Annotated in this window: 20 protein-coding genes; 8 read left to right on the forward strand and 12 right to left on the reverse strand. The window is 65.5% G+C overall.

The features are described 5' to 3' along the window. The first annotated feature begins 152 nt into the window (after window positions 1-152). Window positions 153-761: a GAF and ANTAR domain-containing protein gene (locus ACLJPD_RS27765; RefSeq protein ID WP_410876099.1), complete on the forward strand. Its 609-nt coding sequence runs from the start codon at window positions 153-155 to the stop codon at window positions 759-761. A gap of 89 nt (window positions 762-850) precedes the next feature. Continuing rightward, window positions 851-1,597 carry a GAF domain-containing protein gene (locus ACLJPD_RS27770; RefSeq protein WP_410876100.1) on the forward strand — a complete coding sequence of 249 codons (747 nt, stop codon included), beginning with the start codon at window positions 851-853 and terminating at the stop codon, window positions 1,595-1,597. A 60-nt stretch (window positions 1,598-1,657) separates the two neighbouring features. Here the strand turns inward: ACLJPD_RS27770 and ACLJPD_RS27775 are convergent, their stop codons facing one another. From ACLJPD_RS27775 to lanKC, 5 genes are all read right to left on the reverse strand, one after another. Continuing rightward, a complete protein-coding gene (locus ACLJPD_RS27775) occupies window positions 1,658-2,308 on the reverse strand; it encodes a response regulator (RefSeq protein ID WP_410876101.1) in 651 nt (216 codons plus the stop codon). Next, window positions 2,305-3,504: a sensor histidine kinase gene (locus ACLJPD_RS27780; RefSeq protein WP_410876102.1), complete on the reverse strand. Its 1,200-nt coding sequence runs from the start codon at window positions 3,502-3,504 to the stop codon at window positions 2,305-2,307. Before ACLJPD_RS27780 ends, ACLJPD_RS27775 begins: the two co-directional genes overlap by 4 nt. Then, window positions 3,497-3,949 (reverse strand): hypothetical protein, encoded by a 453-nt coding sequence (locus ACLJPD_RS27785; RefSeq protein WP_410876103.1) that lies wholly within the window; start codon window positions 3,947-3,949, stop codon window positions 3,497-3,499. The genes ACLJPD_RS27780 and ACLJPD_RS27785 overlap by 8 nt, the downstream gene beginning before the upstream one ends. Before the next feature lie 33 nt (window positions 3,950-3,982). Continuing rightward, window positions 3,983-5,245: an MFS transporter gene (locus ACLJPD_RS27790; RefSeq protein WP_410876104.1), complete on the reverse strand. Its 1,263-nt coding sequence runs from the start codon at window positions 5,243-5,245 to the stop codon at window positions 3,983-3,985. Window positions 5,246-5,777: 532 nt separating this feature from the next. After that, window positions 5,778-8,330: a class III lanthionine synthetase LanKC gene (gene lanKC / locus ACLJPD_RS27795; protein WP_410876105.1), complete on the reverse strand. Its 2,553-nt coding sequence runs from the start codon at window positions 8,328-8,330 to the stop codon at window positions 5,778-5,780. Between the two features lie 316 nt (window positions 8,331-8,646). On the opposite strand from lanKC, the gene ACLJPD_RS27800 reads away from it, so the two are divergent. The 4 genes from ACLJPD_RS27800 to ACLJPD_RS27815 are packed head-to-tail and all read left to right on the forward strand — an operon-like array spanning window position 8,647 to window position 11,221. Further along, a complete protein-coding gene (locus tag ACLJPD_RS27800) occupies window positions 8,647-9,639 on the forward strand; it encodes a 3,4-dioxygenase subunit beta (RefSeq protein WP_410876106.1) in 993 nt (330 codons plus the stop codon). A gap of 34 nt (window positions 9,640-9,673) precedes the next feature. Then, window positions 9,674-9,919, forward strand: a complete 246-nt coding sequence (locus tag ACLJPD_RS27805; RefSeq protein WP_410876107.1) for a twin-arginine translocase TatA/TatE family subunit — start codon at window positions 9,674-9,676, stop codon at window positions 9,917-9,919. Beyond that, on the forward strand, window positions 9,916-10,701 hold the full coding sequence (tatC, locus tag ACLJPD_RS27810; RefSeq protein WP_410876108.1) for a twin-arginine translocase subunit TatC: 786 nt from the start codon (window positions 9,916-9,918) through the stop codon (window positions 10,699-10,701). Before ACLJPD_RS27805 ends, tatC begins: the two co-directional genes overlap by 4 nt. A 16-nt stretch (window positions 10,702-10,717) precedes the next feature. After that, entirely contained in the window at window positions 10,718-11,221 is a 504-nt protein-coding gene (locus ACLJPD_RS27815) for a twin-arginine translocase TatA/TatE family subunit (protein WP_410876109.1), read from the forward strand. A gap of 85 nt (window positions 11,222-11,306) precedes the next feature. On the opposite strand, the gene ACLJPD_RS27820 is transcribed toward ACLJPD_RS27815, so the two are convergent. Next, window positions 11,307-12,053: an SDR family NAD(P)-dependent oxidoreductase gene (locus ACLJPD_RS27820; protein WP_410876110.1), complete on the reverse strand. Its 747-nt coding sequence runs from the start codon at window positions 12,051-12,053 to the stop codon at window positions 11,307-11,309. A 170-nt stretch (window positions 12,054-12,223) separates the two neighbouring features. Then, window positions 12,224-13,174: an alpha/beta hydrolase gene (locus tag ACLJPD_RS27825; protein ID WP_410876111.1), complete on the reverse strand. Its 951-nt coding sequence runs from the start codon at window positions 13,172-13,174 to the stop codon at window positions 12,224-12,226. A gap of 227 nt (window positions 13,175-13,401) precedes the next feature. Here ACLJPD_RS27825 and ACLJPD_RS27830 point away from each other — a divergent pair, with 227 nt between their 5' ends. Further along, window positions 13,402-13,605: an SDR family NAD(P)-dependent oxidoreductase gene (locus tag ACLJPD_RS27830; RefSeq protein WP_410876112.1), complete on the forward strand. Its 204-nt coding sequence runs from the start codon at window positions 13,402-13,404 to the stop codon at window positions 13,603-13,605. Here ACLJPD_RS27830 and ACLJPD_RS27835 read toward each other — a convergent pair. After that, complete coding sequence (locus ACLJPD_RS27835) at window positions 13,534-14,007, reverse strand: hypothetical protein (protein ID WP_410876334.1); 474 nt, start codon at window positions 14,005-14,007, stop codon at window positions 13,534-13,536. The genes ACLJPD_RS27830 and ACLJPD_RS27835 overlap by 72 nt on opposite strands. 66 nt (window positions 14,008-14,073) lie before the next feature. Next, window positions 14,074-14,487 (reverse strand): DUF5360 family protein, encoded by a 414-nt coding sequence (locus ACLJPD_RS27840; protein ID WP_410876113.1) that lies wholly within the window; start codon window positions 14,485-14,487, stop codon window positions 14,074-14,076. Window positions 14,488-14,608: 121 nt separating this feature from the next. On the opposite strand from ACLJPD_RS27840, the gene ACLJPD_RS27845 reads away from it, so the two are divergent. Then, complete coding sequence (locus ACLJPD_RS27845; RefSeq protein WP_410876114.1) at window positions 14,609-15,208, forward strand: TetR/AcrR family transcriptional regulator; 600 nt, start codon at window positions 14,609-14,611, stop codon at window positions 15,206-15,208. Window positions 15,209-15,294: 86 nt separating this feature from the next. On the opposite strand, the gene ACLJPD_RS27850 is transcribed toward ACLJPD_RS27845, so the two are convergent. The 3 genes from ACLJPD_RS27850 to ACLJPD_RS27860 all read right to left on the reverse strand — a co-directional run bounded on the left by ACLJPD_RS27850 (window position 15,295) and on the right by ACLJPD_RS27860 (window position 19,542). Then, on the reverse strand, window positions 15,295-16,962 hold the full coding sequence (locus ACLJPD_RS27850) for a 4Fe-4S binding protein (protein WP_410876327.1): 1,668 nt from the start codon (window positions 16,960-16,962) through the stop codon (window positions 15,295-15,297). Between the two features lie 47 nt (window positions 16,963-17,009). Continuing rightward, entirely contained in the window at window positions 17,010-17,912 is a 903-nt protein-coding gene (locus ACLJPD_RS27855; protein WP_410876115.1) for an SDR family NAD(P)-dependent oxidoreductase, read from the reverse strand. Between the two features lie 91 nt (window positions 17,913-18,003). Further along, window positions 18,004-19,542: an aldehyde dehydrogenase family protein gene (locus tag ACLJPD_RS27860; RefSeq protein ID WP_410876116.1), complete on the reverse strand. Its 1,539-nt coding sequence runs from the start codon at window positions 19,540-19,542 to the stop codon at window positions 18,004-18,006. Window positions 19,543-19,821: the final 279 nt, after the last annotated feature.

The raw sequence follows: 19,821 nt of genomic DNA on the forward strand, positions 1-19,821 counted from the left end.
CATGGCAGTGGGTGCCGTTGACCTGCCGCCTCGGGCGGCGGCGGTCGGTGAGTGAACGCGACTCGATCGTCGGAGCTCGTGCTGCGCTACTGTCCGCGTTGGACAGTAGTCACGATGGCATGGACGCGGTGGCACGACTGGGCAGAACGTGTGTGAACTTGTTGCCCGTCGATGGTGCCTCGATCTCGCTGATGGCCGATACCAATATCCGCGAAACCCTGTATGCCAGTGACGAAGTGGTCGCCCGGATCGAAGCGGTGCAGTTCAGTCTCGGGGAAGGTCCGTGCTTCGAGGCCTTCCAGACCCACCGCCCGGTACTGGTGGCGGACCTGCGCGCTGCGACCACGACCTGGCCGGTCTTCGCCACGGAAATGATCGGCGAACCGGTTGGCGCGATCTTCGCGTTTCCCCTGATCAGTGGCGCGATCAGCCTCGGCGCGATGGATCTCTACCGCGAGCAACCCGGCTGGTTGTCCACAGCCGATGTCGCGATCGCGCTGCAGACCGTGGATCTGGTGACACTGGCGGTGCTGGAGATGCAGATGAACGTGGTGAACCAACCATGGTGGACCGACCTGCCAACCGGTCGCGGCCAGGTACATCAAGCGACGGGGATGCTCATCGCGGCATTCGGTATCTCCGCGGCACACGCACTCGCGCGATTGCGTGGTTACTCCTTCACAACCGGACGCTTGGTCGATGAAGTCGCTGATGATCTGGTCGCCCGCCGCTTGACCCCCGCTGACCTGGAACAGCCGTGAGCACAGATCAGCCGAAGCGATTCGATGACCGAAGGCGCCCAACCGCGAGCCGAGGATTACCTTTGATACTGGAGGAAGGAGACAACGCTATGCCCGAGGCGCCGCTGTCGACCGGAGAACGAGAAGCCAGCCTCTTGGACGCGTTTGTCCAGATGGCGGACACACTGGTCGACGACTACGACATCGTGGATGTGCTCTACGAACTCGTTTCCCACTGTGTTCGGCTCCTCGATGCCGCTGCCGCCGGAATCGTGTTGGTCGACCAACGAGGAAGTCTGCAGGTGCTCGCCTCTTCGACCGAACAGACCCGAATGCTCGAGCTGTACCAACTCCAGACCAGCGAAGGCCCCTGTTGGGATTGCGTGCACGGCGGCAATCCGGTCTCGGTCGCTGACCTCAACAACGAGGTAGATCGCTGGCCGCAGTTCGTCCCCCGCGCGCTCGATGAAGGTTTCGTCGCCGTGCACGCGCTACCGATGCGACTGCGTCGCGAGACCATCGGTGCGCTGAATCTCTTCGGCCGCGAACCGGGACCCATGCCCGAACAAGATCTTCGGACAGCTCAAGCCCTTGCTGACACCGCGACGATCGGGATCCTGCAAGAGCGCGCGATCCACCGCGGGGAGGTGCTGACCGAGCAACTGCAGGTCGCGCTGACCAATCGGATCACCATCGAACAAGCCAAAGGTGTTCTCGCACAAGCGGGAAACCTCGATATGGACCAGGCATTCCAAGCTTTGCGTACCTACGGGCGTCGACGCAGCACGCGGCTGTCCGAAATCGCTCGTCAACTGGTCACCGGCGCGACCACAGCGCGCACGGTTCTCGACGATTGATACCTCGGCGAGTCTGGACACCGGACCTTCGGCGCCGTCGACCGCCGCAACAGAGGTTCCTCAGCGCATCAGGCCGCTGCGGTAGGCGAGCACCACCGCCTGGGTGCGGTCGCGAGAACCGGTTTTGGCGATGACGTGGGAGACGTGGGTGCGGGTGGTGGCTTCGCTGATGAACAAGCGAGCGCTGATCTCCGTGTTCGCGTAGCCCATCGCCATCAACATCAGCACCTCGCGCTCCCGGTTGGTCAGCCCGGCCACGGTTCCCGGTGTAGTGGAGGTGGGCGGGGTAGCCGATCTCAGTGCGGTCAGGACGCCGCTGACCACCGCGGGATCGAGCCAGCCCTCCCCCGCGGCGCAGGCGCGAATCGCCTCGGCGAGGTCTGCGGGCGCCGCGTGCTTGAGGAGAAATCCGCTGGCACCAGCGGCCAGGGCCTGTTGCACAGGCTGCTGTTCGTTGAAGGTAGTGAGCACGAGAACCGCTGGCGCATCGATGGATTCGCAGATCTTGCGGGTGGCGCTGATTCCGTCGGTCCCTGGCATGCGCAGGTCCATCAGGACCACATCGGGCCGGACGGCCGCGGCGAGTTCGATCGCCGCGGTGCCGTCGCTTGCCTCACCCACCACCTCGATGTCGGGGATGCCTCCGAGTAGCAGTACGACACCGGCACGCACCAGGGCCTCGTCTTCGGCGATGATCACCCTGATCGTCACGAGGCGTTCTCCTGAACTCCGGTGGGGCTCAACGGTATCTCCGAGACCACGGACCAGCCGGTGCCGTCCGGTCCGTATTCGACTGTGCCACTGAGTGTTTGCAATCTCTGAGCGAGCCCGGACAGGCCCTGGTGAGTGGAGAGTCGATCGACCTGTGGGACGGGGCCGTCCCCGCCCGTACTGCGCACCGCGACAGTCACACTGGTGCGATGCCAGCCGATGCTGATATCGACGGTCGCACCGGCACCGGCGTGTTTGGCGACGTTGGTCAGCGATTCCTGCACGAGCCGGTAGGCCGCCAAGTCGATGTCGGGGTCGACCTTCGATGGACGGGTGCCAGCGGTGTCGAGGCGAATACACAGCCCACCCGCACGATTCAACTCGATCAGGCTCTCGAGCGTGGCCGGTGCGCTGCGACGGGAGTGCGCCGCGCGCGACCCTTCGGTGGGTGCGCGCAACAGTCCGAGCAGGTCGTGTAGTTCGCCCATCGCCTGTGTCCCTGCGCTTTCGATAACCGCCAAGGCTTCGGATACCTTCGGATGACCGTCGGGGGTGAACGCACGGGCGGCCGCGGCGTGCAGGATCATCGCGGCCACCGCACCGGACACGCTGTCGTGCAGCTCGTGCGCCAGCCGCAGCCGCTGCGCCGCCAACGCGGCATCGGCATCGGCGGCCAGGCGCGCCTGCGTCGCCAGCGCGCGGTGCTCGCGCAGATAGAGCAGCCGACCCACACCCCACACGACACCGAGTGCCAATGCCCACATCGTCCCGGCGACGAGGTAGTGACTCAGCTCCGGCCCAGCGGCCCCGGCCAGCCCGTTGTGATAGGTGAACAGTCCGAGCGAGAGCGCGGACCCGACGAGGATCAGTCGAGCCGCGGAGGCGGACACCCGGCAGGCGGCCGCGAAAGTGGCGACGAGCAGATAGCCGACCGGGAAATACGTCGGCACCACGAAATTCACCGCGGTGAATCCCCAGGCCACCGCCCACACCGCGATCGGAAAACGTCCGCGCGCCAGCAGCGTCGTACACAGCAGGACAGCCGCGGTGGGCACCATCCACAACGGCAGCGAACCGCCGCCGATGAGCTGACGATCTCCACCCCATGCCGCCAGATCGATACCACCGACGGCGACGACCAGTGCGACGTCGGCGAGGCGGCGTAGCGGTGTGGCCTCGGGGCTGGGTTCAGCCACCGCCAAGGAGCTTCCATACCCAGGTCAGTGGGTTGCCGATCGACATCGCCGGCGGTGGGGTCGCGGCGGCGACCTCGTCGAGTACCTTGCGCACGGCCGCGATGACGTCGTCGCGACTCGGTTCGGCCAGCCCGCCGTCGATCTCATCGAGGGTGACCGGAACCCCGCGTGGCGGTGCCGCCGAGATCTCGGCCAGTTGGAGCAGCACGATATCCGGTGCTTCCGGCACGACAATCGTCGCCGAGACATCGACCACTTCGCCATAGTCGTGCGCCGCGCTGAACACTCCGAGCCGCAGTGGCGTTTCTCGCTCAGCGAGCCTCGCAGCCAACGGCGGGTGCGCGAGGGCGAACTCCCGCTCGAGCAGCGTCGCCCGGCCGACCGGCAGGCCCGTGGCGCCACCGTCGTCCACTGCGTACACGACTACGAAAGTGCGTGCTGTCATGGGCAGAAGTGTCCCACGACAGGGTATTCGGAGCTATGCCTTCGCGGTCTGCCTGTGGGAACTCGCAGAGGCCGCACAACGACGCCGGGCGAACACCGCGGCGAAGGCGACGGCGGCCAACAGGTCAGCGAGCACGAACACCCAGATCCCGGTGCGGACGCCGAAGTGTTCGCCCAGCACGCCGCCGAGTAGCGCGCCCACCAGGTTGGCCGCGGTGGTGCCGGTGCCGAGCAGTGCCCCCACGCGCGCGAAGTAGCGGTCACCCACGTCGGTGCCCATCACCGTGATCAGAGCGATGTTCATGATCGCGCCGAAGAACGTCGGCAGCGCGGTACTCGCGCACACGATCAGCAGGGCGAGGGGCAACGATCCGGTGGTCAGGGGTAGCGCGAGCGCGCAGGACGCCGCGGCGAGAACGGTCACTCGCAGCACTCGGTCGGCCGAGATCCCGGCAGCGAGGATGCGTGGTGCCGCAAGCGCGCCGAGCGCCGCGGACAAGGTGGCGGCAACAGCGGGAATACCGTACGCGGATACCGGGATTCGTATGTCGTTGAGCAGGAACACCGCGCGCATGGCAGCCACACCGCCGGACGCCGCGCCGCCGATCAGCAGATACAGCGCCAAAGCGGCCAGTACCTTCGAGTCGCGCAGCACACGTACCCCATCGGCGAATTCGCGGGCGATGCCGCCGCGTTGAGCGGTCTCCCGGTGATCGGGTGTCGACAGGCCCGCGAGGCAAAAGGCGCTGAACAGATAGGTCAGCACATCGCAGCTGAACATCACCGCCGCGCCGACGGCGGTGAGCAACGGCCCCGCCACCGACGCCCCGGCCGAGCGCGCGAGCAGCGAATTCGATTGCAGCCGTGCTCGTGTGGTGCTCAGATCGCGCACGCCGAGGGTGCTCAAGTGTGAAAAGTACAGTCCCGCTCGCGCAACCCCGGTCACCCCGAGGGTCAGGGACAGACCGATCAGAGTGGTCACGGTCAGTACGCGCGCGAACGCAGCCACCGCACAGACCGCGATCGCCGAAGCCGCGATCAGATCGGCGACGATCAGCAACCTTCGTGGTCGGCTCACTCGGTCGAGCAGAACGCCGGCGAAAGGTCCGAGTACCAGTGGCGGCACCGCCGACGCGGCGACCACCAGTGACACCTCGCGCGGTCCCGCGCCGAGGACAGCGACAGCGGTAACGGAGACGGTGGTGCTGGTCAGCGCGCTTCCGAAGGTGGAGGCGACCTGGGCGACGGTGTAGCGCCGCAGATCCGAAATCTGTCGTGTCGAGAGTAGATCGCCCATGATCGGTTCCTTGCCGGATAACGGAGAAGAATCGCTGGGCGCGGGCCCTGGCAGGCCCGCGCCCAGCGGATGTTTCGTGCCTCTACGCCTCGACGGCGTTGGTGCAGTTCTGCATGCTGAGGGTGCTCCAGCCGGCGTCTTCGCCGTCGTTCTTGGCGGTCTCGGCCTGCAGTTTCAGGATCTGGGTCATGGTGTTCACCTCCCTTCGAATGACTGGTGCTCACTACATTTCGTGAACATTGGTGCAGTTCTGGACGCTCCAGGTGCTCCAGCCGCCGTCCTCGCCCTCGTTCTTGGCGGTCGCGGCTTGCAGCTTCAAGATCTCGACCATGGTGATCACCTCCCTTCAGGTGTATTCGGATCGATTGGGGCTCAGAGCATTTCGTGGCCGTTGGTGCAGTTGGCCATGCTGAGGGTGCTCCAGCCGGCGTCTTCGCCGTCGTTCTTGGCGGTCTCGGCCTGCAGCTTCAGGATCTGGATCATGATGTTCACCTCCTCTGGGGTGTGGTGGGGTGTGTGGTCTGGTGGTCGTCTACCGCTCGACGGGCTGGGCTACCAGCGCGGGCAAGGCCGCGTCGAGGGTGAACAACGGATCAGGGAAGCCGGTCAGGGCGTGGTGCAGGGCCAGTAGGACACCCGCGGATCCGGTCGCCAGGTCGGCGCTGAGTCGTTGACCGTGTCCGCCGAGCCAGCGCACGCCGGTCTCGCCGGGGATCGCGTATTTGAACAGTGCGGTCAATCGCGACACCGGGAGGTCGGCTCGAAGTGCCGAATCCGCTTGTACCAGAGCCATTCCCGCTTGCCCGTGAAAGAGTCCGGGAGCGGCCGTGAATCGGATACTCAGTGCTCGCAGGCAACCGCGCAGACTGTCCGCCAGCTCCGGCTCGTCGTAGTTGTTCAGATACCGAGCGAGCACCTGCGCATAACCTGCGCTCCCGGATGCGAGGTAGGGCATGACGCGCAGGTCGCGCTCCGAGGCGCGAAAACCCAGGGCGTCCACCGGGATCGGCTCCGCATGGACGAGTTCGTCGCGCAGCAGCCGCAGGCCGCGCTCGAAGTGCTGCTGCTCGCCGGTGAACGCGGCCAGATAGTACAGCGCCAACGCGACACCGGGTCTGCCGTGCACCAGCCCGGAAGCATTGTCGGCGCCCAGTAGGGGAACCAGATCCTCGGGCAACCCGCTGAGCAGTCGGTGGGCGTGTTCGAGGTGGGCGAAGTCGCCGGTCCGATGGTGAAATGCCAAGTGCGCCATGGCAACACCGGCCGCACCTCCGCCCCAGGTGGCCGATTCGGTACTCAAGCGATGCTCGCTCGCGGCGGCGAGCAATGCCAAGCCTGCCTCGCGTTCACCGAGATCGTCGAGGACCCAGGCGATTCCGGCATTGCCGAACAGCAGGCCGGGGCAGGTGTCGCCGCGCGCGGTCAGGGATTCATCGCGCAATCGCGTGACCACCGCCGGGTCGATGGCGCGCCCCGCCAGTCGCAATGCGTGCAGCACGCCTGCCGTACCGTGGGCGATACCGCGCGTATTGGTCCTATGTCCTTCCGGCCCGAAGGGATACGGATCGGACGTCTGGACCAACGCATCAGCGGTGCGGTCGCGCAGCCAGTGCAGCGCGGCAACCGGGTCGGCCCGGACAGCGCCCGGATCCGGCAGACTCGGCCCATGTTCGCTGCCCCGATAGCGCACGACCGCGTCCCACAGCGGCCGCGGTGGTGGCGCCAGTTCAGTGAGGTCGGCGAGGAGATGGTCCAAGCACTGCGGTGACCGCTCGGCCACTTCGTGCATCGGGAAGATGAGCATCTGCGCGAGCGCGGCCAACCCATAGGAGTCGACATAGCGCGGGTCGGCCTTCGAACGCCCCGCGGTCGTACGCAACTCCGGCGGCATGAAGCCCGGGGTGGACAGCAGTCCGAGTGGATGATCCAGTCGCTGAACAGCTTCCACGTCGATCAGCCGCACGGTGTCGTCGTCGGCGATGAGCACGTTGCCCGGGCTGATGTCGACGAAGGCGTAGCCGAGCCGGTGCAAGGTGGCGATCTGCGCGGTGACCTGGTCGAGAATGTGGCGGCAGCGCCGGTAGTAGTCGGCGATCGTCGCCGCGTTCGCACCCGCGTGGATCAGCGGTGTCGTGGCGACCATCCAGCTGGTGAGCGTGCGACCCGGCACGAACTCGGTGACGAGGTAGGTGTGCTCCCACTCGGTGAACAACTCGACTGGTCGCGGCGCCAGTCCGGGCGCCGCCGCGTGCAGCGCGCGCAACGTCAGGTACTCCTGCTCGAGACGTCGCCGCGCATCCTGCACGCCGACGTAACCGTTGTGGCCGCGGGCCTCCTTGACGAAACAGGCTGTCCCCGCCAGATCACGGGCCCGATAGGCGCCGCCCGCATTGCTGTGGCGCAGCACCGCCTCGAAGGTGTAGCCGTGAAAGCTGACCTCGGACTCGTCGCCGACCGGTTCCGGCGACGGCGCGAACGGATCCACCACCCCGGTGGGCAAGAAGAATTCGGGCCTTCGCTCGTCGGGGACCTCCGTACCGTCGACGCCCCGCAACGTGGGCAACTTGGAACCGTCGGCCTGCAGGCGATAGCTCGGGCGGAACGCACCGAACCGATAGGACACACACTGCGAGCTCCCGAACCGGCGGTCGGTCAGCACGTACGGTCCCGCGATGCCGGCGAGTTCGCGTTCCAGCCGCACCAGCACCTCGTGCGCACACTGCGGTGTCGGCGGATAGAGCGCACAGAATTTCCCGCTCTGCACCCGACTGCCGTGCTTGCTGTGCAACCACCCGAAGAAGGTCCGCCCGGTCAGATGCTTGAACGGCACCCCGAGCTCGCCACACACGCCGGCGACGACGTCCAACACCAGATGGGTGTTGTCCAGCGAACTGGAGACATGAACCTTCCAGCCCTGATCAGGCAGGACAACCTCGGGCGGCATCCAATAGGTCCACACCCCCGATTCCCCCCGCGCCCACCCGGCCGGTGGCGATGTGGGGGCATATCGCCGACCCGGATCGGTGCGCTCGACGGGCTGGAAGTAGTCGGGGTCGGCGAGCAAGAACGCGGCGTCGTGAAGCATTGCGGTCCAACCCTTCTCGGGTAGCGAAGCTGTTCGTCGGTCGATCGAACGAACTCCAGAATGACCGCCACACACCCCTCTCCGAATCAGTGCGCAGTCGCGGATTTCCCCTACCGCACCGCGATGACCACACTCATCGCCCCGCGGTAGATTCCGCCCTCGCGCGGACCGAAGCACGGCGGCTACTTCATGGTTCTCGGAAACGTGGCTACGGTTCCCAGCAACCTTCCAGCTGAGGGTCAGGGTCCTCACCGGATCGGCACCGAGTATTGGCAGTACCGAGTCGCCAATTGCCGCATCGAAGGAGAAATCAGGGATGACCCGTGTACCCGAACCGAAGAACACTCCCGCCGGACCCACCTACGAAGGACGCTTGCTCGATCGCCCCACCGAAGAAGTCGTCGATCAAGGCGCAGGCTTCGACGTCGCGACCCTGGTCACCCGTCGCAGGGTTCTGAGTGTCGTCGGCGCTGGAGCCGGAGCAATTGCGCTCGCTGCCTGCTCGAACACCTCCAACGCCACCGATTCAACCGCATCGACCACATCGGCGATCGCCACCAGCGAGATCCCCGAGGAGACCAACGGCCCCTACCCGGCCGACGGAACGAACGGGGTGAACGTTCTCGAAGAATCGGGAATCGTCCGCGGCGACATCACCTCGAGCCTCGACGGTGGGACCACCGTCAGCGGTGTCCCACTCTCGCTCACCTTCACCGTCACCGACATCGCGAACGGCAACAGCGCTTTCGAGGGTGCCGCCGTGTACGTCTGGCAGTGCGATGCGGCGGGTCTGTACTCGATGTACTCCGAAGGCGCCGAAGACGAAACCTATCTCCGTGGAATTAAGGCCACCGACGCAGACGGCAACGCAACCTTCCAGACCATCGTCCCCGGCTGCTACACCGGCCGCTGGACCCACATCCACTTCGAGATCTACCCCGACGTCGATTCGGCGACCAACGTCGAGAACGCGATCGCGACCTCGCAGCTCGCGTTCCCCCAGGAGATGGTCGACGCGATCTACCAGCTCGATACCTACCCGGGATCAGCGCAGAACCTGGCCCAGATCGGCAGCATCGAAAACGACGGCATCTTCAGCGACGGTTACGACCTGCAGATGGGCACGTACTCCGGTGACGCCACCACCGGCTACGTCGGGTCGCTGGCGGTAGCGATCGACGCCACCACCGAACCCACAGTCAGCGGGGCCCCTGGCGGCGGCGGACCCGGCGGCGGACAACCCCCGATGGGCAACGGCGCTCCCCCGGCGGGCGGACCGCCCGCCGCCGGCTCGACAAGCACGAACTGACCACCTTTCATCCCCCACCACCGAAGGAAACACCATGTTGCACAACCTCACTGGCTGGCACGCTCTCATCGTCCTCGCGATCCTGCTCCTCGTCTTCGGCTCGACCAAGCTGCCGTCCCTGGCCAAGGGCATCGGCCAGTCGATGCGAATTCTCAAAGACGAGGTGCGTGAGGAAACACCAGCACCGCGAGACAACATCTCCACCGCCACCCGCGACCCGGAGGCGCCGGTCACCGCCGCGGACGTGGCGACCGCGGCTGCGTACCGACACGCGGCATGACCGCGAACACCGCTGCGCGATCGACGATGCCGCTGGCCGGGCATCTGCGCGAGGCACGCCGCCGCGCGACACGCGCGGCGGTGGCGCTGCTCGTCGGCGTGATCGTCGGTTTCTTTCTTTCCGATCAGATCCTCGACATTCTCCGCGCACCCATCGAAGAACTCGCCCGATCCCGCCAGGCCAGCCTCAACTACGACACCGTCACCGGCGCGTTCGACCTCGAACTGAAAATCGCACTGTTCACGGGCGTGATCGTGTCGAGCCCGGTCTGGTTACGTGAGCTCTTCGCGTACCTCACCCCTGGTTTGACCCGCCGTGAGAAGAAATACGTGATCGGATTCTCCGCTGCCGCTGCCCCGCTCTTCGCCGCCGGATGTGCCTTCGGATTCCTCATCTTCCCCCGCATGGTCAGTGTGCTCGCCGGCTTCGCCTCCGACCAGGACAGCACGATCCTCAACGCCTCGTACTACGTGGACTTCGTCATGAAGATCGTGTTGGCGACCGGGATCGCTTTCGTCCTGCCCGCATTGTTGGTGATGTTGAACTGCCTCGGGCTGCTGTCGGCGCACAGGCTGCGCAGCAGTTGGCGGATCATCGTCGTCGTCATCGCACTCTTCAGCGCCCTGGTTACCCCGGCCGCCGACGTGCTGTCCATGTTCATAGTCGCGCTACCGATGTCGGCGCTCTTCGGTGCCGCCGTCGCGATCACCACCGTGCACGACAAGCGGGCGGCCCGACGCGCACTCACCTCCGATAGCGCTGCCCTGTCCCCGATCTGCTGAAATCCGGAGCCACACTATGTTCGGCTTGACCTTCGAGAAACTGTTCTTTGTCGCCATCATCGCCGGGCTCGTACTCGGCCCCGGGCGCCTGCCGGGATACGCCCACCAGCTCGCCCGGTCCGTCCGCACGTTGCGCCAATTCGTCGAAACCACACGCAACGCAGCGGAACGCGACATGGGGATCCCATTGAAACGCACCGAATGGGAATCGTTGAACCTGCGGCAATACGATCCGCGCCGCATCGTCAGCGATGCACTCCATGACACCGATACCGCTGCGGCCGTGCGCACCCCGAAAACTGTTGTGACGGAGGAGATGATCGAAGAAGCCCGTAGAGTGCGTCCCGGCCAGAAGTATCTGGTGACCGGGACGTCCTCGCACCCACGCCGAATCCTCATCGACTCACTACCTGTCGACGACCCACGACGCATCGCCGCCCGAGCACACACGGCTGCACACATCGCGCCACACGATGCGCTCCCGCCGATCGAGCCATACCCAGTTGATGTGAGTCGGTGACCGGCGCCCGCCTTCCACTATTCCGGCGACCGTAGCTCTCGCGATACCGCGCATCGGAACCACTACGATTCGGGCGGGTGCCGATTCAGTCGACCAGTGCTCCGCAGGTGAGGTTGAGGACCGCGCCAGTCATCGCGCCTGCACCATCGGAGGCGGCGAAAACCGCCGCCTCGGCGACCTCGGCCAAGCGGGGAAGTCGCCCCGAAAGCGTGTCGCGTACCAGTGGCCCGAGGTCTTCCTCGGACAGACCAGGAACCGTCTCCGGGGTGAAGACCGGGCAGATACACACGACCCGCACCCCGTCGCGCCCCAGCTCGCCGGCCAGACTGCGATTGAGGGCTTCGATTCCCGCACAGGCTATGTTGAACCCGCCCATCCGATGGCGCGACTCCCCCGCCGCTGAGCTGGACAGCAGCACGATGACCCCGGAACCCTGCGAAGTCATCCGCCGGGCAGCCGCTGTGGTGGTGATGAAATGCGAACGTGCCGCATCCACGATCGGTGCCATGAAGTCCTCGAGTTCCATATCAACGAGTGGCACGTCTTGCAGTGCTTGCATCCCTATCGCATTGAAGGAGATGTCGAGACTGCCGGTCTGCTCGACGATTCGATCCGCGTTGGCTTCGACTGCCGATCGGTCGAATACATCGAGTCGAGCCACCGTGGCACGGCCTCCCGAGTCGGTGATCTCGGCGGCCACAGTGTCGAGCGTCGACTGTGTTCGTCCAGCGAGGTACACGTGGGCGCCCTGTCGTGCGAACGCTCGCGCGACCGCGCCACCCATACTGCCGGCCGCCCCGTAGACCACCGCACTCTTATCCTTCAATCGCATACCAGTACTGACGGTCACCGCCTGGAAAAATCATCGCCAGGGGTGGCGGGGCGGTGACATCGACACCACGACGTGGACTTGGACCGTCCGCCGACAGACCACACCCGGACCAGGGGGACATGCGGGCGCCGCGTCCGGCCTGGCCAACACCGCTCGTCAGGTCGCAGACATCAACCGACTGCGGGTGAGTGCCGCTCGTGATCGGGCATGGGCTGGGATGTGAGGATCTCGGACAGGAACCGCAGCTGATCGCCGACCGCCTGCTTTTGCCACGGGCCTTCGTAGACGTCGAAGTGATCGATCGGGTACTCGAGCAACTGAGCTCCCGATTCCACCTTCTCCGCCGACCGTCGCGCCGCGGCCGGTGGCGCGATACTGTCGATGCTCCCGACCTGGAAAAGGACCGGGCAGGACACGCGACCGGCGAAGGTGGTCGGCCGGTTCAGCCCGATTTCGAGAGCGGTTCGGGCACAGACCTCGTTGCGCCAGGTGGGTCCTGCGATCGAGGTGATGGCGTCGATCGATTCCGCGGTCGTGATGATCATCGCCGCCGAACCCGGCAACCCGAAGACCGGTACATGATGCGGTGTCCTTCGGGCGAGTGCCCGCACGACGTCGAGCCCGAGGTGGGAGATCGCTCGTGCCAAATGACCGATCCCACCGCGCCGCGCGGCGTGGGCCAAGGTCACCAGACCATCAGTCGCGGGCGTCATCGAGATGACCGCGGCGATCCGTGGATCCTGTGCCGCGACGGCGAGAACATGACCGCCCGAATACGACGTTCCCCAGACGATGATGCGGTCGGGATCCACACCCGGTAATCGCCGGGCCGCAGCGACAGCAGCGTGGTAGTCCTGGCGCTGTCGTCGAAACGACACGTCTTGGCGGGGAGTGCCTTCAGAGGCGCCGAACCCGCGGTAGTCGAACAGGAGGGTGTCGATGCCGGCATCGGCGAATGCTTCGGCGTAGCCGAGCAGCCCGCTGTCGCGCGTGCAAGCGAAACCGTGGGCCATGACAACGGCTGGTCGGCCGGCGGAGCCGGCAAGCGTGTTCACGCGGGCGGGGAGATGCCAGGCCGCGCACTGCGTGCCGCGGCTGAGGAAGGTGATCTCGGTTGTCATTTGGTATTCCGCTCAGATCGGGAGGCCGAGGTTTCGCAACAGGCCCACCCATTTTCAGTGAACATGTGTACACCGAAAAGTACCCTGTTGACCGGAGGAGCAGCAAGCCGAAGGCTTGAACCTCGGAGTTGCGGCGGTGAGCTACGCGATCAACAGCACAGCGGAGCAGCACAATTTTGTGATGTGGGCACGAGCTTTTCGTGTCGCGTGCGCTCTGAGGTCCGAAGATGATCACCACAGCAGTTGTCACCGGCGCCGGCCGCGGTATCGGTTTCGCCATTGCCCGGCGCTTCGCCGAATCGGGCCACCGGGTAGTGCTCACCGATATCGACGGTGCGGCTGCCCAGCGGAGGATCACCTTACGCAAGTGGCGACTGCGCGGACGAGCGTCGAGCACGTGCAAGCCTGTGTGCGCTGACGACGATCAATAATCCAGGGATGCCGGCCAGCGTCCAGGGCACAACCGCAGCATAAGTCGGTACGAAACCGAGAACACCCAGCCCGCAGAAGTCGTCACCGGTGCTGTCCGCACATGCGAGCGCAGCATAGGGTTCTGCCGCCACCGTGATGGTGGCCGCTGTTGTCAGAACCGACATTCCGACTGTCGAAGCCACGGCAACCAGCACTATCGGACCCGATGCAAGTGGCCACCACGCCCTCGCCAACAGTGCTGCGCAACCGATGACCGCAACCACCGCGAGTGCGGCACCGACCTCTCCACTGCGGCCCTCGACGTGTCCGGCCACCAGCATTGCCGCATACACCCCGGCACCAGCCAGAACGCCGGTCATGGGCAACATCAGAACGGCCTTCATCAGTATTCGGTCGGTCATGAACGAAATCGTGCCAGGATTCGGGCTCGCTGGTCAGAGTAGAAATACCAACGATCCCGAGGTCACCTAGCCCGGTGTCGGGGCCTTCGCGGGCCGCACGATAGTGGCCAGCGCGGCGACCGGGAAGAGGAACAGCCACATGTTGGGAATCCACCACATCAGGCTGTAGTCGCCGCGGATGACGTAGAAATTCAGCGCCATCAGGCCGGCGGCAGCGGTCAATGCCAACGACACGACAATGACCTGCAGCCCGACCGCCGATCGCGAGCCGAGCGCGAGCCCGGCCAGGCCCAGACCGATCGCTGCGAGGTCCAGGCCGAGGAACGACCAATTCCATTGTCGCAGAAAGGGGTCGGGGCCGACGCTGAGCACGCCCAAGGCGGTGACAATCCAGTAGCCGAGGAAACCGAGGTCGGTGACCAGCATCATTGTCTTGATATGGCGCTGGTGCGGGTGCTCGGCAAAAGTGTTGACGGACATGGTGTCTCCATTGCCGGGTATTCAGGTCGTCGCGACTCGTTGCCGCCCGGGACAGCAGATCACTTGACCGAGTTTTCATAACCACTGTTACGTAATATTCATGATGTAACGTATCTTGTCAATGCCGAAGATCGTCGATCACGAACAACGACGCCGAGCGATCAGTGCTGCGGCGTGCCAGGTGGTGGCCGCCCAGGGACTGGCCAACACCAGCCTGCGCGACATCGCCGCCCAAGCCGGGTGTACCACCGGGATGGTCACCCACTACTTCAGCGACAAACACTCGGTACTGCGCAGCGCGCTGAGCGCGGCTTCCACTGCGGTCGCCGAACGGATCACCGCCATGGCCACCGGCAACGCCGACGTCTACGAGCTGTTGTGCCAGTGCCTACCGATGGACGAGGTCCGTGGCGTCGAATGGCGAGTGTGGATCGCGTTCTGGGACTGGGCCATCTACGACGCCGACCTTGCTGCCGAACAACGCGCCCGCTATCAGGCGTGGCGCGAAGCTCTGGAAATTGTGCTCGTCACCGCCGGGTACCGCACCGGCCCCGCGCTGGAAGACGCCGCCGAGTCACTGATGATCGTCATCGACGGCATCGGTCTTCAGGCCGTGTTCGACCCCGACCGCTTCACCCCCGAGCACCAACTACGTCTGCTTCGTCGGCAAGCCGAACACATACTGGCAGCACTCGACAGCGAATTCACCACGCAGGCCTGAATCCGCGCGACCGGGAGCCTGTAGCAGGATCTCCTCGGCGAGAAGGTGATTCCCGAGGTCCGCCGAGAATATCGGCACGCTCGTTGTTATCGTGCGCGTGCGGTCTCGACCATGTCCTCGACCCGGGTGAACTTGACGCGAGGACGGCCCGCCGCAGCGCCGTTGGCGCGTTCCGCGGCGTCGATCAGCGCCCATCCGTCCCGGTCGACGAGATTCGGGCAGCGGCGGGACAACAGTGCCAGGAGATCTTCACGGTCGCCCCCTGGTGCGCGCAGGCGCCCGGCAGTGTAGTCCTCGACGATTCCGGCGACGGTCTGCTCCGCGTCGCCGCGGTTGGTGCCGATCACGCCCCGCGCCCCGCGCTTGATCCACCCGGCGACATAGACACCGGGCAGCACCGCGCCCGCGCTGTCGAGCACCCGGCCGCCGTCGTTGGGGATGATGCCCTTGGCGGGATCGAACGGCACACCGGGTACCTGCCTGCCGCGGTAGCCGACAGCACGCAGCACCAGGGAGGTATCGATGGTTTCGACGCGCTCGGTCGCCACAGCCACCGGACCCTGGGTGCTGTCATGAATCTCGTTGTGTGCCAATAGAAGTGATTCGACTCGGCCTCCACCCGTCAGTGCGACAGGAGTGACACGGAACCGGAAGTCGACCAGTCGAGGCGCGTCGGTGGTACCCCGCGTGCTGTACTCGCGCGCCAGGTTCAGCTTGAGGCGGGTCGTCGGATCGGTGGCCGGATCCGACAGGGCGGCGACCACGTCGTCATCGATATCGGCGGGATCGATGACGATGTCGGTAGCGGACGATTGCCCGAGCGCGAGGAATTCCGGGCCGGTGTAGGCGGCCTGGCGGAGGCCACGTCTGCCGAGTAGCAGAACTTGGCGAATATTGCTGTGGCGCAACGCTTCCAGCGCATGATCGGCGATGTCGGTGCCCGCGAGCTGATCGGGATCAGTGGACAGTACTCGCGCGATGTCCAGCGCCACATTGCCGTTGCCGACGATGACCGCCCGCTCGCCGGACAGGTCGAAGCTGTGGTCGGCGTAATCGGGGTGCCCGTTGTACCAGGCCACGAATTCGGTCGCCGAGTGACTGCCCGGCAGATCCTCGCCGGGTATGTGCAGTCGGCCATCAGCGGAGGCGCCGACCGCGTAGATCACCACGTGGCAGTGCTGCAACAGTTCGGCATGCGAAATATCGCGCCCGACTTCGACATTGAGGTGGAATCGGATCGAGTCGCGTTTGAAGGCCGACGCGAACATGGTGGTGACGCCGCGCGTCTCGGGGTGGTCGGGAGCGACACCGTACCGAGCCAGCCCCCACGGCGTCGGCAGGCGATCGAACATCTCGACCTCCACATCGCCACGGCTGAGCAGATGCTCGGCGGCGTAACAGGCCGCGGGCCCGGTGCCGACGATCGCCACGCGCAACCGGCCCGCCCCACGCGGCAATCGGGCAGGCGCGGCGTCGACGGTGATATCGGTGTCGAGCGGATAGTGCTGGAAATAGGCGGCATTGATCTCGGCGTACCGCAGCAGGTTCACGGGCAGGTCATCGGCATCGTAGATCGAGTCCACGGGACAGGCGTCCATGCAGGCGCCGCAGTCGATGCAGGTATCGGGATCGATATGCAGCATCTCGGCGTTCGCGAAATCGGGATCTCCGGGTCGCGGCCGGATGCAGTCGACCGGACACTCCGAAACGCAGCTCGCGTCGTTGCAGCATCGCTGGGTGATGACAAAGGCCATGAGCGCACCTTCCATGGATAGTAGATCGGACAGGGTCGCGCTCGTGCTCAGCCCGCTGCTTTCGAGGGATCCGCGCCGCGGTCGGGGATCAGCTGACGCAACTCCGCCATCGTCCACGGCGGCGCGTCCCGATGGTCCCGGTAGCCCACGAGGGTCGGGGTAGGGCGTTCGAAGCGGCCGACGAATCCGCCTGCCGCGATGTAGATTTCACCGGTGATGTCGGCCGCGAGATCGCTGGCGAGGAACTGATAGAGCGGCGCCACATAGTCCGCGGGGGGAGCGTCGAGCGAACTGCGCATCATTGTCTCGTCGAGCATCTGCCGCCGATAGAGTTCGAGAATCCGGGCCTCGTAGGCAAATCCGGAGGAAAGGCGCGTCTTCGCGCCGGGGCACACGACGTTCGCCCGAACTCCGTGCTCTTTCAACTCCGCCGCGATCGCCAACGTCAGACTGGTTACCGCCCCTTTGCCTGCTGGGTACCCCGTTCCGCCGTAGTCGCCGAGGTAGGCGAACGAGCTGGTATTGATGATCGCACCCCGACCCTTCTCGACCATCCGAGGCGCGGCGGCGCGGCAGGTGTTGAACACCGTGGTGAGATGCGAATCCAGCTGGGCCCGCCAATCCCAGGGCTTCGCATCCAGAATCGACGACGCGGGGGGTTCGGCGACTCCCGCACAGTTGACGAGAATGTCTATGGCGCCATACTTTTCGACACAGACGTCGATCGCTCGGGTCGCGACGGCCGCATCGGCCGCGGATCCCGCCACCCCCACAGCCGAATTTCCGGACAGCGTGATCGCCTCGACCGCCCTGGCGACGGCCGCCTCGTCCCGCCCATTGATCACTACTCCCGCACCGTTCTTGGCCAGTAGCGCGGCAACAGCGAAGCCGATCCCCCGACTTCCGCCGACCACGACCGCCCCACGCCCCCCGCAACGATCGCTCGCCATTCATCCCGTTCTCCGCTCAATCGACCACATGCACACCGCATCGAATCGCGGTGTGGTCCAACAGAATGTCTGCTGCCATCCCGAATTGCCGTCAAGACATCAGGCGTCGCGCGATCGCGCTGCCGAACCCGTACTTCAGCGTGCCTGCGATCGCCGCGACCGACTCCTCGGTGTACGGATACCAGATCCGTTCCCGCTTCAACTGCCACCGGTCGAGCAGAATCGGCTGAGCGTGGGTGAATCCGCGCAGGCCATGGCGGCCGTTCGTCTGCCCGAGGCCGCTGCTTTTCCGGCCGCCGAAGGGCGCCTCCGGCACTCCGTAGATCACGGCGGCGTCATTGTGGACAACCGATCCGGTGTCGAGACGCTTGGCGATACGCAACGCTTTCGCCGTGTCCTTGGTGAAGACACTGCCGCTGAGCCCATACTGACAATCGTTGGCCAGCCGGATCGCTTCCTCCTCGTCCGCGACCCGCATGATCGCCGCGACGGGGCCGAAAGTCTCCTCCCGCATCAATTCCATGTCATGGGTGACGTCGACCGCGACCGTGGGTGCGACGAACAATCCCTCGCCGGTGTCGGCTTCACCCCCGACCAGCAGCACGGCGCCGCGGCGTTTCGCGTCTTCCAGGTGTCCGGTGACGATCGCCACCTGGCGATCCCAGCACATCGGACCCATATCAGTGCTGTCACCGGCGCCGTAGGTCAGCGACTGCGCCTTCTGCGTGACCAGCCGAATGAACTCGTCGGCAACGCTTTCCACGACATAGATGCGCTCCACACTCAGACACACCTGGCCGCTGTTGAACATCGACAGGTAGACCGCACCCTCCGCGGCCCGTTCGATATCGGCGTCGTCGCAGACGATCATGGCGTCCTTGCCGCCCAGTTCCAATGTGCAGGGAACCAGCCGCCGCGCACAGGCTTCGGCGACCTTCCGGCCGGTAGCGACACTGCCCGTGAACGAGATCTTGTCCACCTCGGCGTCAACGAGGGCAGCGCCCGTCTCGCCGTCGCCATGAATCAGCTGCAGCACATCCGCCGGAACACCGGCTTCGTGCAGGATCTTCACCACCCAGCCGCCCGAATGCGGTGTGACTTCCGAGGGCTTGAGAAGTACGGCGTTGCCTGCCAACAGCGCCTGCGCCACCGGATTCATCGACAGCACGAACGGCGCGTTCCACGGCGTGATCACGCCGATGACGCCCAGCGGGCGGTAGTGCACGGTGAGCTTCTTGAACGGACGGATATAGCCGTGCAAGCGCTCACGATGATCGGCAAGATCCCTCTTGGCTCGGCGGCTCCAAAAGTTCAGAAAGTCGCACGAGGCCAGGATTTCGATCGCCAAGGCTTCGACCCGCGGCTTGCCGGATTCGGCCCGAATGGTATCGACGACTTCGTCCTGCCGGGCGATCAAGACACTGACCGCCGCACGGATAACGGCAGCGCGTTCACGCACCGGACGTGCCGCCCACGCCACCTGGGCGACCCGGGCACGGGCAACCGCTTGCTCGACCTCCTCCGGCGTGCTCACCACGATGTCGCCGACGGCTCCCCCGTGCACCGGACTGCTCAACCCGAGACGACGTCGACCATCGGACGCCCGCGGCAGCGATTGCACAATCGCCATGTCGATCTCCTCAGCTAGGTCTTCGGGGTGTCCATGCCGAGCACCCGACCCGCCGAATCTTCGACACCACAGGCGAGAAGGAAGTATTGGACACTTACCTGGACACTTGTCTGGACGCTAGCATGAGGCGTACTCGAATGGCAACGACGGTCCCGTGCCCGCGGCTGCTGCTCACCGTGGACCGAGGCTGACCAAGCCGCCGCCCGCTCGCAACGATGGTGGCGGTGGCTACCCCGCCACCCGCGCCATGGACGAGAACCGTTTCCCCGGGCCGAATCT

The organism is Nocardia sp. A7, assembly GCF_046549215.1.
Classification (GTDB): Bacteria; Actinomycetota; Actinomycetes; order Mycobacteriales; family Mycobacteriaceae; genus Nocardia.